The 24,788-nt window shown below is 43.8% G+C and carries 20 protein-coding genes; 15 read left to right on the forward strand and 5 right to left on the reverse strand.

Features of this window, described 5'->3' with window-relative positions; all coding sequences use genetic code 11:
• Positions 1 to 391 precede the first annotated feature (391 nt).
• On the forward strand, positions 392 to 1,636 hold the full coding sequence (locus I2D69_RS04955) for an AGE family epimerase/isomerase (RefSeq protein ID WP_195379496.1): 1,245 nt from the start codon (positions 392 to 394) through the stop codon (positions 1,634 to 1,636).
• 146 nt (positions 1,637 to 1,782) lie between these two features.
• Here I2D69_RS04955 and I2D69_RS04960 read toward each other — a convergent pair whose 3' ends face one another.
• Positions 1,783 to 2,061, reverse strand: coding sequence for a type II toxin-antitoxin system HicB family antitoxin (locus tag I2D69_RS04960; protein WP_118581811.1), 279 nt, complete (start codon positions 2,059 to 2,061; stop codon positions 1,783 to 1,785).
• Positions 2,062 to 2,221: 160 nt separating this feature from the next.
• The gene (locus tag I2D69_RS20795) at positions 2,222 to 2,395 is read right to left on the reverse strand and encodes a DUF6783 domain-containing protein (protein ID WP_306467822.1); all 174 of its coding nucleotides are present in this window, start codon (positions 2,393 to 2,395) and stop codon (positions 2,222 to 2,224) included.
• Here I2D69_RS20795 and I2D69_RS20800 point away from each other — a divergent pair.
• From I2D69_RS20800 to xylB, 5 genes are all read left to right on the forward strand, one after another.
• Positions 2,324 to 2,512 (forward strand): DUF6783 domain-containing protein, encoded by a 189-nt coding sequence (locus I2D69_RS20800; RefSeq protein ID WP_306467821.1) that lies wholly within the window; start codon positions 2,324 to 2,326, stop codon positions 2,510 to 2,512. The two genes, I2D69_RS20795 and I2D69_RS20800, sit on opposite strands and share 72 nt — an antisense overlap.
• Positions 2,491 to 3,354, forward strand: coding sequence for an AraC family transcriptional regulator (locus tag I2D69_RS04965; protein ID WP_173717509.1), 864 nt, complete (start codon positions 2,491 to 2,493; stop codon positions 3,352 to 3,354). The genes I2D69_RS20800 and I2D69_RS04965 overlap by 22 nt, the downstream gene beginning before the upstream one ends.
• Positions 3,355 to 3,560: 206 nt before the next feature.
• Positions 3,561 to 4,178 carry a DUF4867 family protein gene (locus I2D69_RS04970; protein ID WP_195379497.1) on the forward strand — a complete coding sequence of 206 codons (618 nt, stop codon included), beginning with the start codon at positions 3,561 to 3,563 and terminating at the stop codon, positions 4,176 to 4,178.
• A 166-nt stretch (positions 4,179 to 4,344) separates the two neighbouring features.
• Positions 4,345 to 5,826: a fucose isomerase gene (locus I2D69_RS04975; RefSeq protein WP_195379498.1), complete on the forward strand. Its 1,482-nt coding sequence runs from the start codon at positions 4,345 to 4,347 to the stop codon at positions 5,824 to 5,826.
• Between the two features lie 239 nt (positions 5,827 to 6,065).
• A complete protein-coding gene (gene xylB / locus I2D69_RS04980; RefSeq protein ID WP_195379499.1) occupies positions 6,066 to 7,532 on the forward strand; it encodes a xylulokinase in 1,467 nt (488 codons plus the stop codon).
• 174 nt (positions 7,533 to 7,706) lie between these two features.
• Here the strand turns inward: xylB and I2D69_RS04985 are convergent, their stop codons facing one another.
• Positions 7,707 to 8,507 carry a Cof-type HAD-IIB family hydrolase gene (locus tag I2D69_RS04985; RefSeq protein ID WP_195379500.1) on the reverse strand — a complete coding sequence of 267 codons (801 nt, stop codon included), beginning with the start codon at positions 8,505 to 8,507 and terminating at the stop codon, positions 7,707 to 7,709.
• 326 nt (positions 8,508 to 8,833) lie between these two features.
• Between I2D69_RS04985 and I2D69_RS04990 the strand changes: the two genes are divergently transcribed.
• Positions 8,834 to 9,706, forward strand: coding sequence for a phosphoribosylaminoimidazolesuccinocarboxamide synthase (locus I2D69_RS04990; protein ID WP_173717512.1), 873 nt, complete (start codon positions 8,834 to 8,836; stop codon positions 9,704 to 9,706).
• Between the two features lie 187 nt (positions 9,707 to 9,893).
• On the opposite strand, the gene I2D69_RS04995 is transcribed toward I2D69_RS04990, so the two are convergent.
• Positions 9,894 to 11,579, reverse strand: coding sequence for a formate--tetrahydrofolate ligase (locus I2D69_RS04995; RefSeq protein WP_195379501.1), 1,686 nt, complete (start codon positions 11,577 to 11,579; stop codon positions 9,894 to 9,896).
• A 557-nt stretch (positions 11,580 to 12,136) separates the two neighbouring features.
• Here I2D69_RS04995 and I2D69_RS05000 point away from each other — a divergent pair.
• Positions 12,137 to 12,580: a DUF1700 domain-containing protein gene (locus I2D69_RS05000; protein WP_118581793.1), complete on the forward strand. Its 444-nt coding sequence runs from the start codon at positions 12,137 to 12,139 to the stop codon at positions 12,578 to 12,580.
• Positions 12,581 to 12,973: 393 nt separating this feature from the next.
• On the forward strand, positions 12,974 to 14,143 hold the full coding sequence (locus tag I2D69_RS05005) for an ATP-binding protein (RefSeq protein WP_148461774.1): 1,170 nt from the start codon (positions 12,974 to 12,976) through the stop codon (positions 14,141 to 14,143).
• A gap of 330 nt (positions 14,144 to 14,473) precedes the next feature.
• On the opposite strand, the gene I2D69_RS05010 is transcribed toward I2D69_RS05005, so the two are convergent.
• Positions 14,474 to 15,610 carry a sodium ion-translocating decarboxylase subunit beta gene (locus I2D69_RS05010; protein WP_195379502.1) on the reverse strand — a complete coding sequence of 379 codons (1,137 nt, stop codon included), beginning with the start codon at positions 15,608 to 15,610 and terminating at the stop codon, positions 14,474 to 14,476.
• A 554-nt stretch (positions 15,611 to 16,164) separates the two neighbouring features.
• On the opposite strand from I2D69_RS05010, the gene I2D69_RS05015 reads away from it, so the two are divergent.
• From I2D69_RS05015 to I2D69_RS05040, 6 genes are all read left to right on the forward strand, one after another.
• Positions 16,165 to 17,184: a low specificity L-threonine aldolase gene (locus I2D69_RS05015; protein ID WP_195379503.1), complete on the forward strand. Its 1,020-nt coding sequence runs from the start codon at positions 16,165 to 16,167 to the stop codon at positions 17,182 to 17,184.
• A gap of 316 nt (positions 17,185 to 17,500) precedes the next feature.
• Positions 17,501 to 18,592, forward strand: coding sequence for a GntR family transcriptional regulator (locus I2D69_RS05020; RefSeq protein WP_195379504.1), 1,092 nt, complete (start codon positions 17,501 to 17,503; stop codon positions 18,590 to 18,592).
• A 127-nt stretch (positions 18,593 to 18,719) separates the two neighbouring features.
• Positions 18,720 to 20,219 carry an L-arabinose isomerase gene (gene araA / locus I2D69_RS05025; RefSeq protein ID WP_148461770.1) on the forward strand — a complete coding sequence of 500 codons (1,500 nt, stop codon included), beginning with the start codon at positions 18,720 to 18,722 and terminating at the stop codon, positions 20,217 to 20,219.
• A gap of 103 nt (positions 20,220 to 20,322) precedes the next feature.
• A complete protein-coding gene (locus I2D69_RS05030) occupies positions 20,323 to 21,927 on the forward strand; it encodes an FGGY-family carbohydrate kinase (protein WP_195379505.1) in 1,605 nt (534 codons plus the stop codon).
• A gap of 252 nt (positions 21,928 to 22,179) precedes the next feature.
• The gene (locus tag I2D69_RS05035; protein ID WP_195379506.1) at positions 22,180 to 23,595 is read left to right on the forward strand and encodes an MBOAT family protein; all 1,416 of its coding nucleotides are present in this window, start codon (positions 22,180 to 22,182) and stop codon (positions 23,593 to 23,595) included.
• A 10-nt stretch (positions 23,596 to 23,605) separates the two neighbouring features.
• Complete coding sequence (locus tag I2D69_RS05040; RefSeq protein ID WP_173719174.1) at positions 23,606 to 24,739, forward strand: hypothetical protein; 1,134 nt, start codon at positions 23,606 to 23,608, stop codon at positions 24,737 to 24,739.
• The last annotated feature ends 49 nt before the right edge of the window (positions 24,740 to 24,788 follow it).

Consider the following 24,788-nt stretch of genomic DNA (forward strand, 5'->3'; position numbering starts at 1 on the left):
AAAGAGAAATGGTGTGCATAAAAATACCTACACTCCAAAATGAAATGTAGGTATTTTTGTCGCTTACCTTTAGATATTTCACCTGTCTACTTGACAAGGGGCATATCAAATAACGTACTAATGGCGGCTGTTTTGATGAAACTTAAATAAATTGACCGAAATCCCGTCTGGGAGTATAATTGTGTCAGAAAAGTGAAACAGTAAAAATCCCCATAAAAGCCAAAGTTCACCCCTCTGTTCAAGGCCTTCCAGATAAGGTAAAATGAAGATTACAAAGTGGGAGATCATCACAAAACGGATTTGTTGCCTATTTGTGACATCACTATATATGAGAGTCAGCTGTAGAGCGGGACTTTCACAGGATATTACAGTATAAAAGGAGAAAACAGAAATGGCAGTTACAGAGAATAAATATCAGCTTGGAACAGCTGAAAACCAGAAATTTCTGCAGGATGTTAGAGATGGCTTATTAAGCTTCGGACATCAGTTTCCGTCACCAGGAGGAAGCTCCTATTATCTTGGAGATGACGGCACTCCCTGGAAAGACCGTAACCGTGAAACCTGGATCACAAGCCGTATGACACATGTGTACAGCATTGGTTCCATGCTTGGACATGAAGGCAGCGAGGCATTGGCTGATGCAGCGTTGAAGGGGCTTAGAGGCGAGCTTCACGATGATCAAAATGGTGGTTGGTATGCAGGTCTTACAAAGGACAATGAAATTGTTCCAACCAAGCAGTGCTATGCCCATGCATTTGTAATTCTGGCAGCTTCTTCCGGCGTGTTGGCCTGCAGAGAAGGGGCAGAAGAGCTTCTGAAAGATGCGCTGGCACTTTATGATCTGAGATTCTGGAACGAGGAAGAAGGACTTTCCTGTGATACCTGGAACACAGAATTTACAGAGCTGGATTCCTATCGAGGCTTGAATGCAAATATGCATACCGTTGAGGCGTTTCTTGCCGCAGCTGATGTGACCGGGGATGAGAAATATCGTGTACGTGCAGGCAGGATCATCGACCATGTTCTGGTATGGGCAAAGGACAATAACTGGCGTATACCGGAGCATTTTTCCAGTGACTGGGTACCGGATTTGGAATGCAACAAAGACCGTCCGGACGACCAGTTTAAGCCATACGGCGCAACTCCGGGACACGGAATTGAGTGGGCAAGACTGATCACACAGTGGGCGCTTTCTACATATAAAGAGGACAAGGCTGGCGCAGCACCTTATATTGAAGCTGCAGAGAATCTGTATAACCGCGCAGTTGCTGACGCATGGAATGCAGACGGTGCACCGGGAATTTGTTACACAACAGACTGGAACGGCAAACCTGTAGTCCATGACAGAATGCACTGGACTCTTGCAGAAGCAATCAACACCTCTTCCGTTCTGTTCCATGTAACAGATAATGAGAAATACGCAGCAGATTATGCAGAGTTTATGAAATATCTGGATGAGAAAGTTCTGGATCACGTAAACGGTTCCTGGTTCCACCAGCTGGACAGAGAGAACAATCTTCTGGAGACCGTATGGCCTGGAAAGTCTGATATTTATCATGCACTGCAGGCTACATTGATTCCATATTATGCTCCCGGTCTGTCCATTGCAGTGGCAGTGAAGAAGCAGGCAAGATAAAACAAAAATATTTTGTAACTGAGAAGGTTCTGACCAGGTACAGTGATAAAATTAATGGGGAGGCTTTGCCTCCCCATTTTGGACTTATTAGGTAAGTCAGTGAAGTCTGGAACGTAAGCGGACATTTCAAACACTCACGGTAAACTTCATTCATCCCACCCATCATACAACCGGATGTTCACCTGGATATTTCTGACCACATCCTCATCTTCTAATTCCATATCATCTGGATCTGTGATCGGAGGCAGCTCTGGAACTTCTTCGGAGAGCTCTACAGAAATCCAGTCGAATGCAGCAGCGTTAGCGCTTTCGATAGCTTCGTCTAAAGTGTCTCCTTCTCCGAAGCAGCCTTCCAGGTCTGGGAAAGTTCCCTTATAACGACCATCTTCGGTTTTCTTAAAAACAGCAGGATATATAAATTTCATGATAAACCTCCCGAAAATAAAAATAACATATTGAAAATTAATTTCAATTATAAGCGTTTGAGCTGGTAAATACAAGATAAGAAAAAACTTGTATTTAAGAAAATACGAAACGAGAAAAGACGTGGCAGCGGAGCCAAAAAGAATCTAAGAAACAGGATTGTCAAATATAGGGGAAAATGATATTCTTACAGCAAGAGACTTTAGAGCGTGTTTGAAAAATCATTCCCGCAATCTGCACGCTCCACTTTGCGGTATATTTCACCTGAATTCGGTTGCCGTAGCCCGCTACGGCGCCCTCATCCGAGCGAAATCTCCCACAAATTGTGACGAACATCTTGCAGAAAGCCTTTTTCAAACACGCTCTAGCCGGTTCGGAACTGAAAGAAAATGGCGCGGCTTTATAGAAATATACCTGCCGGAGGTGAAATCTTGGAATTTCAGCATGAATTGATCATACCAAACGAAGGTCTTCCTTTCAAAATCTTTTTATTTGAAGGCGGACACGGCAATTACGAAAGAGAAAAACACTGGCATACCTCAATTGAGATTTTTGCAGTGCTAAAAGGCAGACTGACTTTTTTTCTTAATGAAGAAGAGTACCCCCTGGAGGCTGGCGGGCTGATCATCATCAATTCCAATGAGATCCACTCCATTCACGCCCCCAGGAAAAATGAGACTGTGGTTTTGCAGATTCCACTAAAGCAGTTCGAAAAATATTTTACTGCCCAGCGGTTTATCCGATTTACAAGTGCAGCCCGTGTAGCAAAGGATCAGAAGTCCAAGGCTCCGGATAACCGGAAGCTGGCATTTTTTATTGAGGAGCTTTATAAGGTGTACCGTGCCCGTGAAGAAGGATGGGAGTACCGGACTATGGCACTGTACTACAATATTTTGTACCTGATGGTAAGGGATTATCGTGAGACCGAGGCTGCACAGGAGGAAATTCAGGACAGCCGACGACTGGATGCTTTGTCAAAAATTACCACTTATATGCGTGAGCATTATACAGAAGAACTGAAACTTTCTGAGATGGCAAATTTATTTGGCTATTCAGACGCTTATTTGTCGCGAATGTTCAAAAAGTATGCAAAAATCAATTTTAAGACTTATCTACAGGAAATTCGCATGTCTTATGCATGTCGGGAACTGATGAATACAGAGAAAACAGTGAGCCAGATTGCCCTGGACAACGGTTTTGCCAGCAGCAGAGCCTTTTCCAGAGAGTTTCAGAAGAAATATAACAGACTTCCAAGCGAAGTAAGACAAAAATTTAATACAACTCCAAAAGAATAAAATGTCAAAAAAGTGCTATAGATAAGACAAGAAAACCGTCGTAAAGCATATCAGAATATGGTATGCTTTTTTCATGCAGAAAGAACCAGGGCAGACTGAGATCAGCAGCTGGTTCGGGAATCTTGAGTATGAGCATGTTGGACTGCTGTGAGAGTGGCAGATAGCAGCCATGTCCGCATTCTGATATGCGCAAAAGGAGGTTAATCGTGAAGATTCAGAAAGTAACAGATCCGGCATTCCGTAAATATGGACAGGTGCTGGAGGGATACGACTTTACAGGTCTTATCAAGGAGATGAAACACACTCCGGTTCCAGAGGACGTAATCTATGTTCCATCTGTTGAGGAGCTGGAGGCACTGGATATTATGAAGGACCTGCAGAATAAGGGATACGGCGGGCTGCCGGTCCAGATCGGATACTGCAACGGCCATAACAAGAAGCTGAATGCAGTGGAGTATCATCGTAATTCCGAGATCAATGTAGCGGTTACAGATCTTGTCCTTCTTATCGGACATCAGCAGGACATTGAGCCGGATCATACCTATGATACATCTAAGATCGAGGCATTCCTTGTACCGGCAGGAACCGGAATCGAGGTATACGCTACCACACTTCACTACGCACCATGTCATGTGAATGAGGGCGGTTTCCAGTGTGTTGTTGTACTTCCGAAAGGAACTAACACAGACCTTACTTTCCAGACTGAGAAGATGGGAGAGGACAGCTTGATGACAGCCAAGAACAAATGGCTGATCGCACATGAGGATGCGAAGATCGCTGGCGCATTTAATGGTCTGAAGGGTGAGAATATCACAATTGACTGATAAAATAATTCATAGTTGCTCATTTTTTTCAGAAGATAAACCGACACGTTGTTGGTGGGTAACTACTAAAGTCTGTTTGAAAAATGAATATTGAGACCTGAGGAGCTTACATAGCTACCACAATTGAAAGTTTCTTAAAAAATTAAAATATGGAGGAATACCTATTATGAACAATATACCAGTAGTAAAACTTGGATTAATCGCAGTAAGCCGTGACTGTTTCCCGATTCAGCTTTCTGAGAAGAGACGCGCAGCTATCATGGACGCTTACAAGGGTGAGCTTTATGAATGTCCAGTAACTGTTGAGAATGAGAAAGACATGGAGAAGGCTCTCGAGGATGTAAACAAAGCTGAGTGTAATGCACTTGTTGTTTTCCTTGGAAACTTCGGACCAGAGACTCCAGAGACCCTGATCGCTGAGAGATTTGACGGACCTTGCATGTATGTAGCTGCTGCTGAGGGCGATGGCGATATGATCAATGGTCGTGGCGATGCTTACTGCGGTATGCTGAACTGCTCCTACAACTTAAAGATGCGTCATCTTGAAGCTTATATTCCGGAATATCCGGTTGGAACTGCAACTGACATTGCTACCATGATCGCTGACTTCGTACCAGTTGCACGTGCCGTTATCGGTGTTCGTAACCTGAAGATCATTACCTTTGGACCACGTCCACAGGACTTCTTCGCATGTAACGCACCGATCAAAGGACTCTATGAGCTGGGCGTTGAGATTGAAGAGAACTCTGAGCTTGACCTTCTTGTTTCCTTTAAAGAGCATGAGAATGATCCTCGTATCCCGGATGTCTGTGCTGATATGGCAAAAGAGATGGGCGAAGGCAAATATTATGAAGATCTTAATGCTAAGATGGCACAGTTTGAGCTTACTCTTCTTGACTGGGCTGAGGCTCACAAGGGAGCAAGAAAATACGTTGCATTTGCTGATAAATGCTGGCCTGCATTCCCGTCACAGTTTGGATTTGAGCCATGCTATGTAAACAGCCGTCTTGCTGCAAGAGGAATCCCGGTATCCTGTGAGGTTGATATCTACGGAGCTCTTAGCGAGTACATCGGACTTTGCATTTCCAATGACGCTGTTACACTGCTTGACATCAACAACTCCGTTCCTCAGTACATCTATGATGAGGATATCAAGGGCAAATATGATTATAAGCTTACCGATACATTCATGGGCTTCCATTGCGGAAATACTCCGGCCTGCAAGATGTGCGATTCCAGAGCTGTTAAATATCAGCTGATCCAGCACAGACTTCTTGAGCCGGAAGGATCTGAGCCAGATTTCACAAGAGGAACTCTGGAGGGAGATATCGCTGCTTCTGATATTACATTCTATCGTCTGCAGTGCAACTCTGAGGGAGAGCTTGTTTCTTATGTTGCAGAAGGTGAAGTTCTTGACGTACCTACAAGATCCTTTGGTGGTATTGGTATCTTCGCAATCAAAGAGATGGGAAGATTCTACCGTCACGTACTGATCGAGGGCAACTACCCGCATCACGGTGCAGTTATGTTCGGACATTATGGAAAGGCATTCTACGAAGTAGTGAAATTCCTTGGACTTGATGTTAAGAAGATCGGTTACAACCAGCCAGCTGGTGTAAGATATCCTACAGAGAATCCATGGGGCTAATGCTTAAATAAACAGTAAGTAATTGCTGTGTACAAAGTTGAGAGCAATGTAGAATGATTGCTTCTTGCTTAAAAAGCAGGAAGGGACGATTTGAATAGAATTATAGGCGTATATAGAAACGGCCGTACCACTTTATGCGGTACGGCTGTTTTTAGAATAGGCGGGCAGAGCATTCTAAGAGGGTTCTGGCCGGAAAGCCTAGAAGGAACGCCTAAGGCATGAACTTAAGGAGGATAAAAATGTATTTTATCGGTGTTGATCTTGGTACTTCCGCAGTAAAACTTCTTCTTATGGAAGAATCCGGAAAAATCTGTAATATCGTATCAAAAGAATATCCATTATTTTTCCCGCATCCGGGCTGGTCTGAGCAAAATCCGGAAGACTGGTATACCCAGAGTATGGCTGGTATGAAAGAACTGACAGAGGGCATTGACCGCTCCCAGGTTGCCGGAATCAGCTTCGGCGGACAGATGCATGGACTGGTAACTTTAGATGATCAGGATCAGGTAATTCGTCCTGCAATTTTGTGGAATGACGGACGTACTTCTGAAGAGACAGATTATCTGAATAATGTGATCGGAAAGGACAAGCTTTCCCAGTATACTGCAAATATTGCATTTGCCGGCTTTACTGCTCCGAAGATTCTGTGGATGAAGAAAAATGAGCCGGAGAAATTTGCAAAAGTAGTGAAAATCATGCTCCCGAAGGATTATCTTGCTTATCGTTTAAGCGGTTCCTTCTGTACGGATGTATCAGATGCTTCCGGTATGCTTCTTCTCGATGTAAAGAATCGCTGTTGGTCAAAGGAAATGCTGGAGATCTGTGGGGTGAAGGAGGAGCAGCTTCCGAAGGTTTATGAGAGCTGGGAAGTTGTAGGAACTCTGAAGCCAGAAGTGGCAAAAGAGCTTGGCTTCTCTGAGAATGTTAAGGTTATCGCAGGTGCCGGTGACAATGCGGCAGCAGCAGTTGGTACTGGAACAGTTGGTGACGGACAGTGCAATATTTCCCTTGGTACTTCCGGAACCGTGTTCATTTCCAGCAAGAATTTTGGTGTGGATGAGCACAATGCCCTTCATTCCTTTTGTCACGCAGATGGAAGCTATCATCTTATGGGCTGTATGCTCAGTGCTGCTTCCTGTAATAAATGGTGGGCTGAGGAGATTCTTAGAACGAAGGACTTCGCAGCAGAGCAGGCGCCTATCCAGAAGCTTGGTGAGAATCACGTATTCTTCCTGCCATACCTGATGGGTGAGCGTTCCCCACACAACGATCCAGATGCAAGAGGCGTATTCTTCGGCATGTCCATGGACACTTCAAGAGCAGATATGACCCAGGCTGTATTGGAGGGAGTTGCTTTCGCACTTCGTGATTCTCTGGAGGTTGCAAAGAGTCTTGGAATTAAAATTGAGCGTACCAAGATCTGTGGCGGTGGTGCAAAGAGCCCGCTGTGGAAGCAGATCATTGCAAATGTTATGAATATTAAGGTTGACGTTCTGGAAGTGGAAGAGGGACCATCCCTTGGCGGTGCTATGCTGGCAGCAGTAGGATGCGGTGTTTATCCGGACGTTGAGACTGCTGGCAAGAAGCTTGCAAAAGTAGTGGATACTGTAGAGCCTACTCCAGAACTGGCTGCGAAATATGAGGAGAGATACCAGAAGTTCAAAGAACTGTATCCGGCTATGAAGCCGCTGTTTAAGAATCTGTAAGAGATGTAGCGAGCATATTTGGCTGTAAGAGCGAAGTCTACAGCTGTAATGTTTAAGAATCTGTAAGAGATATAGCAAGGCGGACATAATTTGGTTTAAAACGGATTGATAGAATGGTGATTGTGTTGAATGTGAAATAATTAACACAATCACCATTTTTGTATAGTCATGATTCTATAAAACAAATTTCTCCAGAACTTCTGCAACACCATCCTCATTGTTAGTGCGTGCAGTGATATAATCCGCAGACTCTTTCACGCCATCTGGTGCATTTTCCATGGCAACGCCAAGGGCAGCATAGCGGATCATGGAGAGGTCATTGAAACCGTCGCCGATAGCGATAGTTTCAGCGGGGGTGAAATTGTAGAGCTTACCAATGCAATCAATAGCTGCAGCCTTTGACACCTTACTGTTGAAGAACTCCAGATAGAAGGGCTTGGAGGTGCAAAAAGTTACGTTATGAAAATGAGCTGTTTTCCGTAGCTCTTTTTCTATTTGCTGAATTTGGGAAACATCGTCATACCAGAGAATTTTCGTAATCCCCTGCGCCAAAAGCTCGTCGATAGATGGCATGAGAAGGGGCGTTACCTTGGTAGCCTGGCTGTATTCCTGAATCCGGTCATTCAGCTTGTTCCCATATAATTTATTGTCCGACCAGATGCACATGGTAGTATCATAGTTCAGTCCTGCTTCCAGAATCAGACGCGCATCGTCAGCTTTCAGCTCCTGTCTATACAGAACGCGTCCGTCAGCAGAATCCAGGATCATAGCCCCATTATAAGTGATCACAGGTCCCTGAATGCCCAGCTGTTTCTGATAGCGCTCCACTCCCTGAATGGGGCGCCCGGTGCAAATGGAGAAAATCAGTCCCTGCGCGGCTGCCTGCCGGATTATTTCGATGGTGTATGGTGTAATTTCGTTTTTGTCATTTAATAAAGTACCGTCCATGTCGGCGGCTGCAAATTTATAGATCATAGTGCCTCCTGGAATATATGGTAAATTAGTTTTGTGAGCTGAAATGTCCCTCGCAGGCAGAGTATCCTGCTGGTTATATTTTCTTATTATAAAACGAAGATAGTGCAGGAATCAATCACTTTGAATGGTTACATGTGAAGATTCACATGGATTTCGGGAAAAGATGCCTTGATTTCGGCATTTAAGAGAATTGTTTTTTTGTTTGCAAAATGGTAAAATAATTGGGTGCTGTAAAAGCGGAGACAGGCAGGCTGAGATTGTGAAACAGTCATGCCTTTGGGACTTTTACAAAAATGAAAAATAGAAAAGTGATGAGGTGTAAAGCTATGCAGGAAATGAAGCCAGTTAAAGAAGGCAAAGTACGCGAGATTTACGACAACGGAGACAGCCTGATCATGGTTGCGACAGACCGTATCAGCTGTTTTGATGTGATCCTGAACAACGAAGTGACGAAGAAAGGCACTGTTCTTACACAGATGTCCAAGTTCTGGTTTGATATGACCCAGGATATCCTGCCGAACCACATGATTTCTGTTGATGTAAAAGATATGCCGGAGTTTTTCCAGCAGGATAAGTTTGACGGAAACAGCATGATGTGCCGCAAGCTGGATATGATCCCGGTTGAGTGCATCGTTCGTGGATATATCACTGGAAGCGGCTGGGCAAGCTACCAGAAGAATGGTACAGTTTGCGGAATTACTCTTCCGGAAGGTCTGAAAGAGTCTGACAAGCTGCCTGAGCCTATTTACACACCTTCTACCAAGGCTGAGATCGGCGACCACGATGAGAATATTTCTTTTGAGCAGAGCGTTACCCATCTTGAGAAATACTATCCGGGACATGGTCAGGAGTATGCAGAGAAGATTCGTGATTACACCATCGCATTATATAAAAAATGTGCTGAGTATGCTTTAAGCAAAGGTATTATTATTGCAGATACCAAATTTGAGTTTGGACTTGATGAAAATGGTAATATTGTTATTGGTGATGAGATGCTTACACCGGACAGCTCCAGATTCTGGCCGGCAGATGGATATGAGCCAGGTCATGGCCAGCCATCCTTTGACAAGCAGTTTGCCCGTGACTGGCTGAAAGCAAACCCGGACAACGACTGGACTCTTCCACAGGAAATCGTGGACAAGACAATCGACAAATATCTCCAGGCATATGAGATGCTTACAGGGGAGAAGCTGAAATAAGTAATATACATAATACTGCCAGGGCGTCTGTCCCTGGCAGGCTGATAAAATCCTTTATTTTATTTTCAAAGGATACACTTTGCTTGTATGTAAAAAGCGCCCGGGAGTTTGGGTCTCCCGGGCGTTGATTTTTGTGAGCAACGTGCCAAATCCATGTTTACACGGAAACCTGGCTGACATGTAAAAATCAGAACAGTCCTGTGATCTTACCTGTTTCGTCTACATCGATTTTCTCAGCAGCCGGAACCTTTGGAAGACCTGGCATGGTCATGATCTCTCCTGTGAGGGCTACGATGAAGCCTGCACCTGCAGAAATCTTCAGGTTACGAACAGTTACTTCAAAGCCTGTCGGAGCACCAAGCTTGGTCTGGTCATCTGTTAAGCTGTACTGTGTTTTTGCCACACAGATCGGGCAGTTTCCGAATCCAAGCTCTTCCAGCTGTTTTGCCTGCTTCTGAGCATTAGCTGTAAGAACAACTCTCTTACCGCCATAGATTTTCTGAACGATCTGGTTCAGCTTATCTTCGATAGAGCCTTCAAGCTCATAGGAATATGTGAAGTCGTTTGGCTCTTCAACAAGACGGATTACTTCCTCAGCTAATTTAATACCGCCTTCGCCGCCTTTTGCCCATACTTCAGAAAGTGCAACATTAACGCCAAGCTCTTTACATTTTGCTTCTACCAGGTCAAGCTCTGCCTTGGTATCTGTCGGGAATGCATTGATTGCAACAACACATGGAAGCTTGTAAACATTTTTGATGTTGCTTACGTGTTTCAGAAGGTTTGGAAGACCTTTCTCAAGAGCCTCAAGGTTCTCATTGTTAAGATCAGCCTTCGGAACGCCGCCATTGTATTTCAGTGCACGGACAGTAGCAACGATAACAACTGCATTTGGTTTCAGACCAGCCATACGGCATTTGATATCAAGGAATTTCTCGGCACCAAGGTCAGCACCGAATCCAGCCTCTGTGATGGTGTAATCAGCAAGCTTCAGAGACATCTTGGTAGCGGTTACGGAGTTACATCCGTGAGCAATGTTTGCGAATGGTCCGCCGTGAACGATTGCAGGTACATGCTCCAGTGTCTGAACAAGGTTTGGTTTCAGAGCATCTTTCAGAAGTGCTGTCATAGCACCCTCTGCATGAAGATCACCAGCTGTTACCGGTTTCTGCTCTGACGGTTTGCCATATGTATAACCGATGATGATTCTGGAAAGTCTTTCTTTCAGGTCTTTGATATCACTTGCAAGACAGAGAACAGCCATGATCTCGGAAGCTACCGTGATGTCATAGCCGTCTTCACGAGGCATACCGTTTGTTCTTCCGCCAAGTCCGTCTACTACATTACGAAGCTGACGGTCGTTCATATCTACACATCTTCTCCATGTGATCTTACGTGGGTCGATGTTAAGAGCATTGCCCTGGAAAATATGGTTATCGATCATTGCTGCAAGAAGGTTGTTTGCTGCGCCGATTGCGTGGAAGTCACCTGTGAAGTGAAGGTTGATATCTTCCATTGGAACTACCTGGGCATATCCGCCGCCTGCTGCACCGCCTTTTACACCGAATACCGGTCCAAGGGATGGCTCACGAAGAGCTACCATAACGTTCTTGCCAAGCTTCTGCATAGCGTCTGCCAGACCAACTGTAGTAGTGGTTTTTCCTTCTCCGGCAGGAGTCGGGTTGATAGCGGTAACCAGAATCAGTTTGCCATCTTTCTTATCTGTTTCTTTCAGAAGATTGTAGTCGATTTTTGCTTTGTATTTACCATACTGCTCAAGATATTTGTCCTCAATACCTGCTTTAGCTGCAATCTCAGTGATTGGTTTCATTTCACATTCCTGTGCGATTTCGATGTCACTTTTAAACCCCATAATAAAAGCTCCTTTCGTTGTGTAAGATTAAATGGTTTTTATATGACCGCTTCTTAAAAAGACAACGGTATTTCCCTCATGTCAGAGGTACCTCCCGGTAAAAAAAGGGCAGTATCTGATGATTCAAATACTGCCCAGACGGTCGGCTGGAAATTACTGCCTATGCTGTCTGCAAAATATGGTGCAGCAGCTGTAAACAGTAATCCTCATGATCTGCTCCTGAAGTCCCTGTGGTTAACTCCACGATCCGTCAGTATTCAGAAGCTTTTCAATTGATGTGTTCATTGTATCATTAAAAAAACATTTTGTCAATAAATTAACAGACAGCATTATTGTCAAAAAAGACGATGTATATTTGTGAAAAATAACAAATGCTTTGAACGTGGATAAAATCTACCCGAATTGAAAAATACAATCTCCGCTTCTGACTTCATAAAAATTTTATGACTTGGATAGTTGCGTATGAGGGCAAGTATTGTTAGAATAGAAAATGCACAGAGCCTGTTTGAAACAGGATAATGATTCGTGGTTTTATATAAGAAAGGTTGAATAATTGAATGAATAGAACAGAATTTCTGGATACATTGAGAAGTCAGCTGTCCGGACAGATGCATGAGGGTAAGGTGGCGGCGCATGTGCGTTACTATGAAGATTATATTCAGTCACAGGTACGTAGTGGACGCGATGAGCAGCAGGTTCTTGATGAACTTGGAGATCCCAGGCTGATCGCCAGGACTTTGCTGGATACAGATGTGGATAACGGGCAGCTGGATTATGAGGAGTACAGCACCTATTCGGATGACGCACAGAATACCCAGAGCTCCAGCCGGAATCATGTACATGTATGGCGGTTTGATACCTGGTACAGCAAACTTCTGGGCGTGGTGATCCTGCTGATAGTCGTCTTTTTGCTGTTTCATATTCTGGTGGCAGTGATTCCGTTTTTTGCGGTACTGGCGTTGATTTTGTTTATTGTGTCACTGATAAAAAATCGGAATTAACATGATACTATGAACGTCACGAACGGCAGATGCGGGAGTGTCGCAGGCGCACAGCAGCTGATTTTCATATATAGAGATGTCGCCGATAGACGACATGTCCGTTTTGTAACAAAAAAATGTCGGACATGCTTTAGAGAATCATATGTTACTGTTCACTCCGTTCACAGTAACGCGCTTCGTGATGCACAGAAATCATGCATTCGCATGATTTCGCGCCGCAATTCTCGGGTTTTCTGTGAACTTTGTTCACAAAAAACGCCTCGCGGAACGTGACCAGTGAACAGTAACAATCATATTCAGCAAGGTTTCTTCTGAGCAGGAACGAGTTACAGTTTTGTTGAGATCGTGATATAAAGTATGGACATTATAGAATATATTCAGGGAAGGATTTAAATGAGCAGTATAACAATAGAAGAATTAAAAAAGTTACCAGCGGAGTCCTATCAGATCATTGATGTCCGCGACGAGATTGAGATTTCCCATGGCGCTGTTAAGGGGGCTTTGGCCTGTAAGCCAGAGGAAATCATGGAGAATCCGGAAGTGGATAAGACCAGAAAACTGGTTATTTGCTGCAGCCGCGGAATCAATAGTAAAGAAATCGCTAAGAAGCTCGAGGAAGAGGGGCTGGATGCAGTAAGCCTTGAGAAAGGGTACATTGCCTGGCTTATGGATGCCATGAAGAGTTCACAGGACGAAGATTTTGTGAAAAATGTGGAGATCAGTCTTCGCAAGAAATTTAAGAAAAAAATCTGGTCCAGGTTTACCAAGGCAATCAATACTTACGAGCTTGTGAAGCCGGGAGATAGGATTGCAGTCTGTATTTCCGGCGGCAAGGACTCTATGCTGATGGCAAAGTGCTTCCAGGAACTGAAGCTTCATAATAAATTTGATTTCGAGGTGAAATTTCTGGTTATGGATCCGGGCTACAGTCCGGCCAACCGTCAGGTAATCGAGGAAAACGCCAGAAGGTTAAATATTCCTATTCGTATTTTTGAGTCTGATATTTTTGAGTCTGTATTTAATGTGGAGAAATCTCCTTGTTATCTTTGCGCAAGAATGCGCCGCGGGCATCTCTATGCTTTTTCAAAAGAAATGGGTTGCAACAAGATTGCACTGGGTCACCACTATGATGATGTGATTGAGACCATTCTTATGGGCATGCTTTACGGTGCCCAGGTACAGACTATGATGCCCAAGCTTCACAGCACCAACTTTGAGGGAATGGAATTGATCCGTCCATTGTATCTGGTGCGGGAGGATGATATTAAGGCATGGCGTGACTACAATGATCTCCATTTTATTCAGTGTGCATGTAAATTTACAGATACCTGCACTACCTGCAATAACGAAAATCGCTCCAAACGTGTAGAAATCAAGGAACTGATCCGTGACCTGAAAAAGGTGAATCCGTTTGTAGAGGGCAACATTTTCAAGAGCGTAGAGAATGTAAATATTGATACAGTTGTGGGATATAAACAATATGGTGTGAGACATTCTTTCCTGGAAAATTATGATGGGGAGCCCGGTTCTGCCTCTGAGAATGCTGCTGATGCAGTAGAGTAACAGAGAGAAAATGTGGATTTTAGACCTGCACACTCGGATCTACATCCTACGCGATTGGTATAGTTATTTACGAAACGATGTATTAGTAAAAATATTGAGCCAAGGTCAATGCTGCATGTGACCTTGGCTCGTTTTTTGTCGGGGATGAAAAGAGAAGCGCTATAGATATATTGGAGTATTTATTTTCCGATTTTTCCGAGAAGCCATACACAAAGAATGATGAACAGAATGGCAGTAAAGATTCCTGCCATTCCTTTTGCCATGATTTCAAGTGCAATAATGATATTGGATGTATTCATAGATAAGACCCTCCTCATTATAAAAATTTTTTTATAAAAATTTTGTGACCAGGTTGATAACCATGCCGCCTGCGATTACAGAAGCAATCTGTCCGGACACGTTGGCACCGGCGGCCTGCATGAGAATTACATTTGTGGGATCTTCTTCCATGGCCATTTTCTGAACAACTCGGGAGGACATTGGAAATGCAGAAATTCCGGCACCGCCAATCATTGGGTTGATCTTTTTTTTCAGGAAAAGATTCATAAATTTTGCCAGGAGAACGCCGCCGATGGTGTCCATGACAAAAGCAAAAAGTCCAATCACCAGGATCAGTAAGGTCTCTTTTGTTACAAACTGGTCTGCACGCATGCTGAAGGAAATGGTGATTCCAAGAAGCAGGGTGATCAGATTTGCCAGAATATTCTGGGCTGTGTCGGACAGGGTGCCCAGGACACCGCATTCCCGGATCAGGTTGCCGAACATGAGAAATCCAACCAGCGCAACGGATTGAGGTGCTACCAGCCCCACGATTACAGTAACTATAATGGGAAAAGCAATCTTCATGGTTTTGGAAACGGATTTCGGATTATATTCCATGTGAATGCAGCGTTCCTTCTTTGTAGTGACAAGCCGGATGGCAAAGGGCTGTACAATTGGGACAAGTGCCATGTAGGAATAGGCGGCAACTGCAATGGCGCCGATATATCTGGAATTCAGGACCTGGGATACCAGAATGGAAGTAGGTCCGTCGGCAGCACCGATGATTCCGATAGAAGCAGCGTCTTTTAGGTCAAATCCAAGGATGGTGGACAGTAAAATTGCAGCAAAAATTCCAAGCTGTGCACCTGCGCCAAACAGGAACAAAGAGGGATTGGAAAGCAGGGGACCGAAGTCGATCATAGCGCCAATTCCGATGAAAAGTAAAATCGGCATGACTTCTGAGGCTTCAATTCCCACATGGAACAGCCATTCAATGACTCCGTTTGCCTGGATCCCGCCAGCCAGAGTCTGGTTTAAAACTCCGGAAAAAGGCAGGTTCACAAGTATGGCACCAAAGCCCATTGGCAGAAGCAGGGCTGGTTCAAATCCTTTTTTGATAGCCAGCCAGATCAGGGTGATTCCGACGGCAAACATTACAATTTGCTGCCAGGTTAATGCAAGGATTCCGTCTGTTAAAAATTCCATTTCATTTTCCTCCTTTTGGGTGTTTGAATGTAAGTGCTTAAATAGATAAAAATACTTGCATAATGTTAATATTGTTATAAAAATGAAAGCCTTGTAGGGAAGGCATTTTATAACCTGTTTTTGGGGTATAAAAAAAGACTTTTATTACAATACTGCATATCTGAAGATATGCGACTATTGTAATAAAAGTCTTGCCATTTCAATTTTCTGCGGGCGACAGATTCGTGGAACTGTCTACCGTTCTGACGCATGAAAATCCATATACAAAAATGCACTAAACCAGAAACAGTGCATTTGATATGCCAGCTACTCCCTTTTATTGAAGCGTGACTGCAAATGTATTTTGTTGTGGTAATTATAATTCGGCAAAGGTGGGAATGTCAACCCTGAATTATATAAAAGAAAGAATTTATTGGCCATTTGGTTACGGAACTGTTATCCGGAAACATTTTTCTTGTAAAAAATTTAGGGCAGGTATATGATTAAAAAACGAAATCAAAGTAAAATATACCTGTATGGTACAAGTGAAAAATATGAAACAAAGGAGTTACATCATGCTGTATTTTGAAAATGATTATTGCGAAGGTGCTCATGAGGCAATCTTAAAAAGATTAATGGAAACCAACCTGGAAAAGGTTCCGGGATATGGACAGGATCCTTTCTGTGACAAAGCGAAGGAAAAAATAAAAGAGGCGTGTGGCTGTCCGGATGGGGAGGTCTATTTTTTGGTAGGGGGTACCCAGACAAATGCAGTGGTGATCGCGTCCGTGCTGAATCGGTATGAAGGAGTGCTTTCCGCAGTTACCGGTCATGTAAATGCTCATGAAGCCGGAGCAATTGAATTTACCGGACATAAAGTTCTTCCCCTTCCCCAGAACAATGGTAAAATTTCTGCCGCAGATCTGAAAGATTATCTCCAGACCTACTACGCAGACGGAAGCTATGATCACATGGTTTTTCCAGGCATGGTTTATATTTCACATCCGACAGAATACGGAACTCTTTACACAAAGCAGGAACTGGCAGATATTTCCAGTGTATGCAGGGAATATGAGATCCCGCTATTCCTGGATGGAGCCAGACTGGGCTATGGACTGGTGGCAGAGACAGATGTGACTTTGAAAGATATTGCAAATTATACAGACGTATTTTATATCGGAGGAACCAAGGTTGGTGCCCTGTGCGGTGAAGCTGTCGTTTTCCCGAAGAAGGCACCGAAACATTTCTTTACTATGATCAAACAGCAGGGAGCGCTTCTTGCGAAAGGCAGACTGCTTGGAATTCAGTTTGATACTCTTTTCACAGGAAATCTGTACCTGGAAATCAGCAAAAATGCTATCGAAACCGCTGCAAAACTGAAAGCTGCATTAAAAGAGAAGGGCTATGAATTTTTCATTAATTCCCCAACCAATCAGATTTTTGTTATTCTGGAAAATAAAAAGATGGAGGAATTGGGCGAAAAAGTGAAGTTCAGCTTCTGGGAAAAATATGATGATAGTCATACAGTAGTCCGTTTTGCAACAAGCTGGGCAACGAAAATGGAAGACATTGACTCGCTGATTGAGACATTGTAATAAAACAAGACAAAGTTATGTTTAGCGAGTGTTGTTTGTTATCGTGCAGGCGGTAAGGTCCTGTGAAAGCATGAATTTCGGATGCCCATTGTGTAAACGAGATAACACTTGTGTAAAACAGATGGCTATGTAAGCGTTGATTTACATAGCCATTCTGTAAATAAAATCTTATGTTTTCACTTCTTTCACTTTAGAATCCCCAACATTTGTTAAAAGAGCATAAAATGTAGCTGATTATTTTATATACAATATCCAAACACAACAACTTGTCCGTATGTGCGTACAAGTTGTAAGATGGAAACAGGAGGAAGGAAGAATGACTGAAAATGGCAAGCCAAAATATTTTACCCTGATGGAAGAACTAAAAGAGGAGATCATTTCCGGCAGGATTCAGCCAGGAGAGAAGCTGCCATCAGAGAATCAGTTTACAGTACAATATTCCCTCAGCCGGCATACGGTGCGAAAGGCACTTAGTCTTCTGGAACAGGAAGGCTATATAGAAGCCTGCCATGGAAAAGGAACTTTTTGTTCCGAGAAAATGCGCCATATGAAAAAGTCCAGAAATATTGCGGTAGTGACAACTTATATTTCCGACTACATTTTCCCAAGGTTGATTCAGGGAATAGATAATGTACTGTCTGAGCAGGGCTACAGCATCATTTTGAAAAATACAGGTAACAGCCGTCAGAAAGAGGCGAAATGTCTAGAAGAGCTTTTGCAGAAAGATATTGATGGCCTGATCATAGAGCCAAGTAAAAGCCAGCTTAGCTGTCGGCATCCTGGCCTTTACGAAAATCTGGAGAAATATCAGATTCCATACATTTTTATCCAGGGAATTTACACGGAAATGAAGGACAAGCCCCACATTCTTATGGATGATGCCAGGGGCGGTTATCTGGTGACAAAGTACCTTCTGGAGCAGGGACACCGCAGGATTACCGGTTTTTTCAAGGCAGATGACATTCAGGGTATCCAGAGACATAAAGGGTATGTGAGGGCATTGCAGGAGGCTGGTATTCCTTATGATCCAGATCTGGTAGTATGGTTCCACACCGAAGACCGGCGGAGTAAACCATCTATGATGGTAAAAGAAATGGTAAAAACCGGATCGCTTCCTCATGGAATCGTCTGCTACAATGATCAGATTGCTGTGCAGGTGATTGAATCTCTTGAAGATTGTGGTCTTCAAGTACCAAAGGATATTTCCGTTACAGGCTATGACAATTCCCTCTATGCTCAGCGCGGAACCGGAATCACAACCATTGCCCATCCACAGGAGCGGCTTGGAGAGATGGCAGCAGAATTGATATTAGAAAAAATCAATGGAGTGTCAGAAGAGGACAGCAAAGTAGAACGTCTGATTCAGCCGGAGTTAATTGTTCGTGGTTCCTGCAGAAGGCTTAAATGATATTTGCTGCAAAGAATTACTGATAATTGTTTCCTTACAATTGGAAATATACATTGCAAACCATCACCTGAAAAATTGAATCAATAACAATATTTACAAAAATATAATAAACAGGAGGATTTTTACAATGAAAACAGGAAGAAATTACAAATTCTGGTTTTGTACAGGTTCACAGGATCTTTATGGGGATGAGTGTCTCCGTAAAGTAGCTGAGCATTCCTGTATTATTGTGGAAGAGCTGAACAAATCCGGTATGTTTCCATACGAGATTATATGGAAACCAACCTTGATTACCAATGAACTTATCCGTAAGACTTTCAATGAGGCAAATGCTGATGAAGACTGTGCTGGTGTGATCACCTGGATGCATACTTTTTCCCCGGCAAAATCCTGGATACTTGGTCTGAAAGAATATAGAAAGCCTCTTTGCCACCTTCACACACAGTTCAACCAGGAAATCCCTTACGACACCATTGACATGGACTTTATGAACGAGAATCAGTCCGCACACGGTGGCCGCGAGTATGGTCACATGGTAACCCGCATGGGAATCGAGCGAAAGGTAATTGTGGGCCACTGGGCTGACAAAAAGGTTCAGGAGCGTCTGGCTTCCTGGATGCGAACTGCTGTTGGCATTATGGAGAGCAGCCACATCCGAGTTTGCCGTGTGGCCGACAATATGCGAAATGTTGCCGTTACAGAGGGGGATAAGGTAGAAGCTCAAATTAAATTTGGCTGGGAAGTTGATGCCTATCCGGTAAATGAAATCGCAGAATATGTGAACGCTGTTTCCAAGGGAGATATTGACGCTCTTGTGGAAGAATATTATAATAAATATGACATTCTTTCTGAGGGAAGAGACCCGGAAGAATTCAAACGTCATGTAGCAGTACAAGCAGGAATTGAGATAGGCTTTGAGAAATTCCTGGAAGAGAAAAACTATCAGGCAATCGTAACTCATTTCGGTGATCTTGGAGCACTGAAGCAGCTTCCGGGACTGGCAATCCAGAGACTTATGGAGAAGGGCTATGGATTTGGCGCAGAAGGTGACTGGAAAACAGCTGCAATGGTTCGTCTGATGAAGATTATGACAGCAGGCATGAAGGACGCTAAGGGAACCTCCATGATGGAAGATTACACCTACAATCTTGTTCCTGGAAAAGAGGGAATCCTGCAGTCACATATGCTGGAGGTTTGCCCATCCGTAGCAGATGGCAAGCCGGCTATTAAAGTCTGCCCGCTTAGCATGGGTGAGAGAGAGGATCCTGCGAGACTTGTATTTACATCCAAGACAGGCCCTGCAATCGCAACATCCCTTGTTGATCTGGGGGATAGATTCCGTCTGATCATCAATGATGTAGATTGCAAGAAGGTTGAGAAACCTATGCCGAAGCTTCCTGTAGGAAGTGCATTCTGGACACCACAGCCAGATCTGGCTACCGGCGCAGAAGCATGGATCCTTGCAGGTGGAGCACATCATACTGCCTTTACTTATGATCTTACAGCAGAGCAGATGGGTGACTGGGCTGCAGCAATGGGAATTGAAGCTGTATACATTGACAAAGATACTACAATCCGTAACTTCAAGAATGAGCTTCGCTGGAATGAAATTGCGTTTCGAAGGTAAAAACGCATAGAATGGCAAACACGCTCTGGAGCCTGTTTACGGCGTTGGGTTGAACAGTGAAGAATGTTACACATTATAAAAAGACAACGGGAGGATTTTACACATGGGAGCAGCAGAAGCAAAGCAGGCAATCCTGGATAACAGGACAGCACTTGGAATCGAGTTCGGTTCCACAAGAATCAAGGCAGTTCTGGTAGATGGAAATAATGCACCAATCGCATCCGGCGGACACGAGTGGGAGAACCGCTATGAGAATGGGGTATGGACATACAGTCTGGAAGATATCTGGTCCGGTCTGCAGGACTGTTATCAGCAGATGGCAAAGGACGTAGAGGAGAAATATGGTGTAGAGCTGACAAGCGTTGGTGCTATTGGAATCAGCGCCATGATGCACGGCTACATGCCATTTGACAAAGAAGGAAATCTTCTGGTTCCGTTCAGAACCTGGAGAAATAATATTACGGGAGAGGCAAGCAGAAAACTGTCCGAACTTTTTCAGTATAATATTCCTCAGAGATGGAGTATCGCACATCTGTATCAGGCAATTTTAAAAGGCGAGCCTCACGTAAAAGATATTGATTACATTGCCACTCTGGAGGCATATGTACATTGGAAACTGACTGGAAAAAGAGTTCTTGGAATTGGCGATGTTGCAGGAATGTTCCCGGTGGACAGCACTACCAGGGATTACAATGAAAAAATGGTTCAGCAGTTCGATGAGCAGGTTGCTTCTTATGGATTCCCATGGAAGCTTCGCGGCATTCTGCCGAAATGTCTTGTTGCGGGACAGGACGCTGGCTGCCTGACAGAAGAAGGAGCAAAGCTTCTTGATGTAACAGGCAGGCTGAAAGCCGGAATTCCTATGTGCCCGCCGGAAGGTGATGCTGGCACTGGAATGGTAGCTACCAACAGCGTTGCAAAGCGTACCGGAAATGTTTCCGCAGGTACTTCCGTATTTGCCTCTTTTGTTTTGGAAAAGGAGTTATCTGCACCATATTCTGAAATTGATATGGTTGCGACTCCATCCGGACATCCGGTTGCAATGGCACACTCTAATAACTGTACTTCTGATCTGAATGCATGGGTAAATATTTTCCGTGAGTTTGCAGAAGCAATGGGTATGGAAGCTGATATGAACAAGCTTTTCGGAACCTTATACAACAAGGCTCTGGAGGGAGATGTGGACTGCGGCGGACTTTTGTCCTACTGCTATTTCTCCGGTGAGCATATGACTGGATTTACAGAAGGAAGACCACTGTTTGTACGTTCTCCAGAGAGCAAATTCAATCTTGCCAACTTTATGAGAACCAATCTTTATACCTGCCTTGGCGCTATGAGAGTTGGTCTTGACATCCTGTTTAAGAAAGAGGGGGTAAAGGTTGACCGTCTTCTTGGTCATGGCGGACTGTTTAAGACAAAAGGTGTTGGACAGCAGATCCTTGCAGATGCTGTAAATGCCCCGGTTTCTGTTATGGAGACTGCCGGTGAAGGCGGTGCATGGGGAATTGCAGTGCTCGCTTCCTATCTTGTAAACAAAGAGGAGAATGAGACCCTGGAAGACTTCCTGGATACCAAGGTATTTGCAGGAAATCAGGGAAGCACCCTGAATCCGGATCCGGAGGGTGTAGAAGGCTTTAATATGTTCATGGAAAGATATATGAAAGGCCTGCCGATCGAGCGCGCAGCTGTGGACTCCAAAATCTGGTAAGTGGCTTGAAATGAGGCGGAGATGCCTCAGATCATTCCTGCAATCTGCACGCGAAAAAAGTTCTGTGTAGTTATAAAACGAAATAAGTGAGAACGGATGGATTTTTCTCTCAGTTAAAAACGGAGACCTTTCTCATACCAGAATGTGAATTTTTTCAGGATACTGGTATGGGGAGGGTCTTTTATGTTATAATACTGAGCATTGACAGACAAACATGCTCCAGAGCCTGTTTGAAAAATAAAGGAGATACACATGGTTTTCAGCTCGATGCTCTTTCTATGGATCTTTCTGCCCTTAGTACTGGCAGCATATTATATAAGTCCCGGAAAAATCCGAAATGGAATCCTGGTATTTTTCAGTCTGCTTTTTTATGCATGGGGAGAGCCGCTTTATGTTTTCCTTATGCTGTTTTCCGTGGCGGTGAATTTTACCGGCGGAATTCTGATTGAAAAATATCAGACCAGGAAAAAAAAGATTCTTGTGGCAACTTTGATTATTAATCTGGGGTTGCTGGGATATTTCAAGTATTTTGGCACTCTGACAGAAGCCATAACCGGACTTTTTTCAGCAGATGGAACAGGAACCACTCTTTTTCAGGTGGCGCTTCCAATTGGAATTTCTTTTTATACTTTCCAGGCGTTGTCCTATGTGATCGATGTGTACAGGGGAGAGGTGCCGGCACAGCACAATTTCTGGCATATGCTTTTGTATATTTCCTTTTTTCCACAGCTGATCGCAGGACCTATTGTAAAATATCGCGACATTGCAGCTCAGATTACAGGAAGAAAAGAGACTATCCGAAAATTTGCAGCCGGGATAATGCGTTTTTGCTGGGGACTTGGGAAAAAGGTTCTCCTTGCCAATTCCTTTGCCCGTGTGGTGGATGAAATTTTTAAATATGGTCCATATGCGGTATCCAGGAAGGCTCTGTGGCTGGGCGCAATTCTTTACATGATGCAGATTTATTACGATTTTTCAGGATATTCCGATATGGCCATTGGTCTTGGAAAAATGTTCGGATTTGAATTCCAGGAGAATTTCAATTATCCCTATACAGCTGGTTCCGTGCAGGAATTCTGGCACAGATGGCATATTTCCCTGTCTTCCTGGTTTCGTGATTATGTCTATATTCCTTTGGGAGGAAATCGTAAAGGCGCGGCATGCACCTATCGAAACCTGCTTATCGTATTTTTCCTTACCGGAATGTGGCATGGGGCTGGAATGGCATTTATCCTCTGGGGGCTTTATCATGGCCTTTTTCTTATACTGGAACGTGTGTGGCTTGGGAAAAAACTGGAAAAACTGCCTGGAATCGTGGGCTGGGGCTACACAGTGACCGCGGTGTTTTTTGGATGGATTCTGTTCCGTGCAGAAAATATTTCCCTGTTTTTCACTTATGTGAGAAATATGTTTGTGGCACATGGAGGAACCATTCTTCTTTCTGCATATCTTGACAGCAAAATGATCTTTCTGATCGTTATGGGTGTTTTATTTGCAGGAGTTTTGCAGAAGATATATGAGAAGGTCCGGGTACATTCCGCTGGAAAAATCCCTGCCAATGGAATGGTGACAGTTCCGAGAATGATCGCCTGTATGGTGATTTTCTGGCTGAGTGTGGCGGCACTTGTAAATAACAGCTATAACCCGTTTATTTATTTCAGATTTTAACAGGAAGCATATGAGAAAACAGAAAATTCTGATTGTATTATTTGCAGGAAGTCTGGTTCTGCCAGGAGTGGTGTGGGCTGGATTTTCCGGCAGATTTGATACGGAAAACAATGAAAACAGAAAACTGGCTGAATTTCCGGAGGTGAATCTGGAATCTCTGGGAGACTTCCCGGAGCAGTTTGAGGCGTATTATAAGGATCATGTGCCCTTCAAAAATGACCTGGTGAAGTTCTGCAACTTTATTGATACGGAATTTTTCCGCAATACAAAGATCGGGGATGTGGTGATCGGAGAAGATAACTGGCTGTTTTACCTGCCGGAAAGGGAGGGAGAAAATGCCATGGCAGATTACCAGAAAACCAATGTGTATACACTGGAACAAAGTGCGGAAATTGCATCCGGAATTGCAAAAGTACGGGACTGGTTCCTGGACAGGGGTGTGAAACAATTCCATTACTACGTGGCTCCCAACAAAGAGACACTTTATTCGAAGTATATGCCGGAGAAGCCAAAGGTGATTGGAATCGGGGATTCCAGAATGGAGACTTTTGCAAAATATATGAAAGAAAATTCCGACGTGGAATTTGATTTTCTGGCAGATTATCTGAGGGAGTTTACTGAAAAATACCAGCTGTTCCGAAAATATGATACTCATATGAACAATTTAGGCGGCTATATTACCAACGAGAAAATTGTACAGGATATGACAGGTGAAAGTCTGCCAATCGAAGATATTCAGGTTCTGATCGGAACTAAACCTTGCAGGGGGGATCTGTCCAGGATGATCGGGCGGTATAAAGAGCTGAATGATGACAGGGAGTATGGGTTGAATTATTTTCACGATGGTATCCGTTACAAGGTGAAAAAAGAGGAGAGTGAAGGCGGCGAGGAGATCCTGAAAGTGTTTAAATCCAATTCGGAGAATGAGAAAACTTTAATGGTGATCGGGGATTCTTTTCGACTCCGCCTTGAAAAATACATGCCCTATCGCTATCAGAAAACCATATTTGTGAGAATTGATGACTTTGACCAGGAGCTTTTGGATAAATATGAACCGGATGACGTGATTGTGATTACTGTTGAGCGTGACCAGAGGTATATGGAAAAACTGGATAGTTATATTATACAGGACAGTGGAGAGTAAATGGTACAATATGATATATCAGAGCCTGTCCGGAATTATAGGATTTGTT

The sequence above is a fragment of the Ruminococcus sp. D54t1_190329_F1 genome, assembly GCF_015551645.1.
Taxonomy (GTDB): Bacteria; Bacillota; Clostridia; order Lachnospirales; family Lachnospiraceae; genus Blautia_A; species Blautia_A faecis.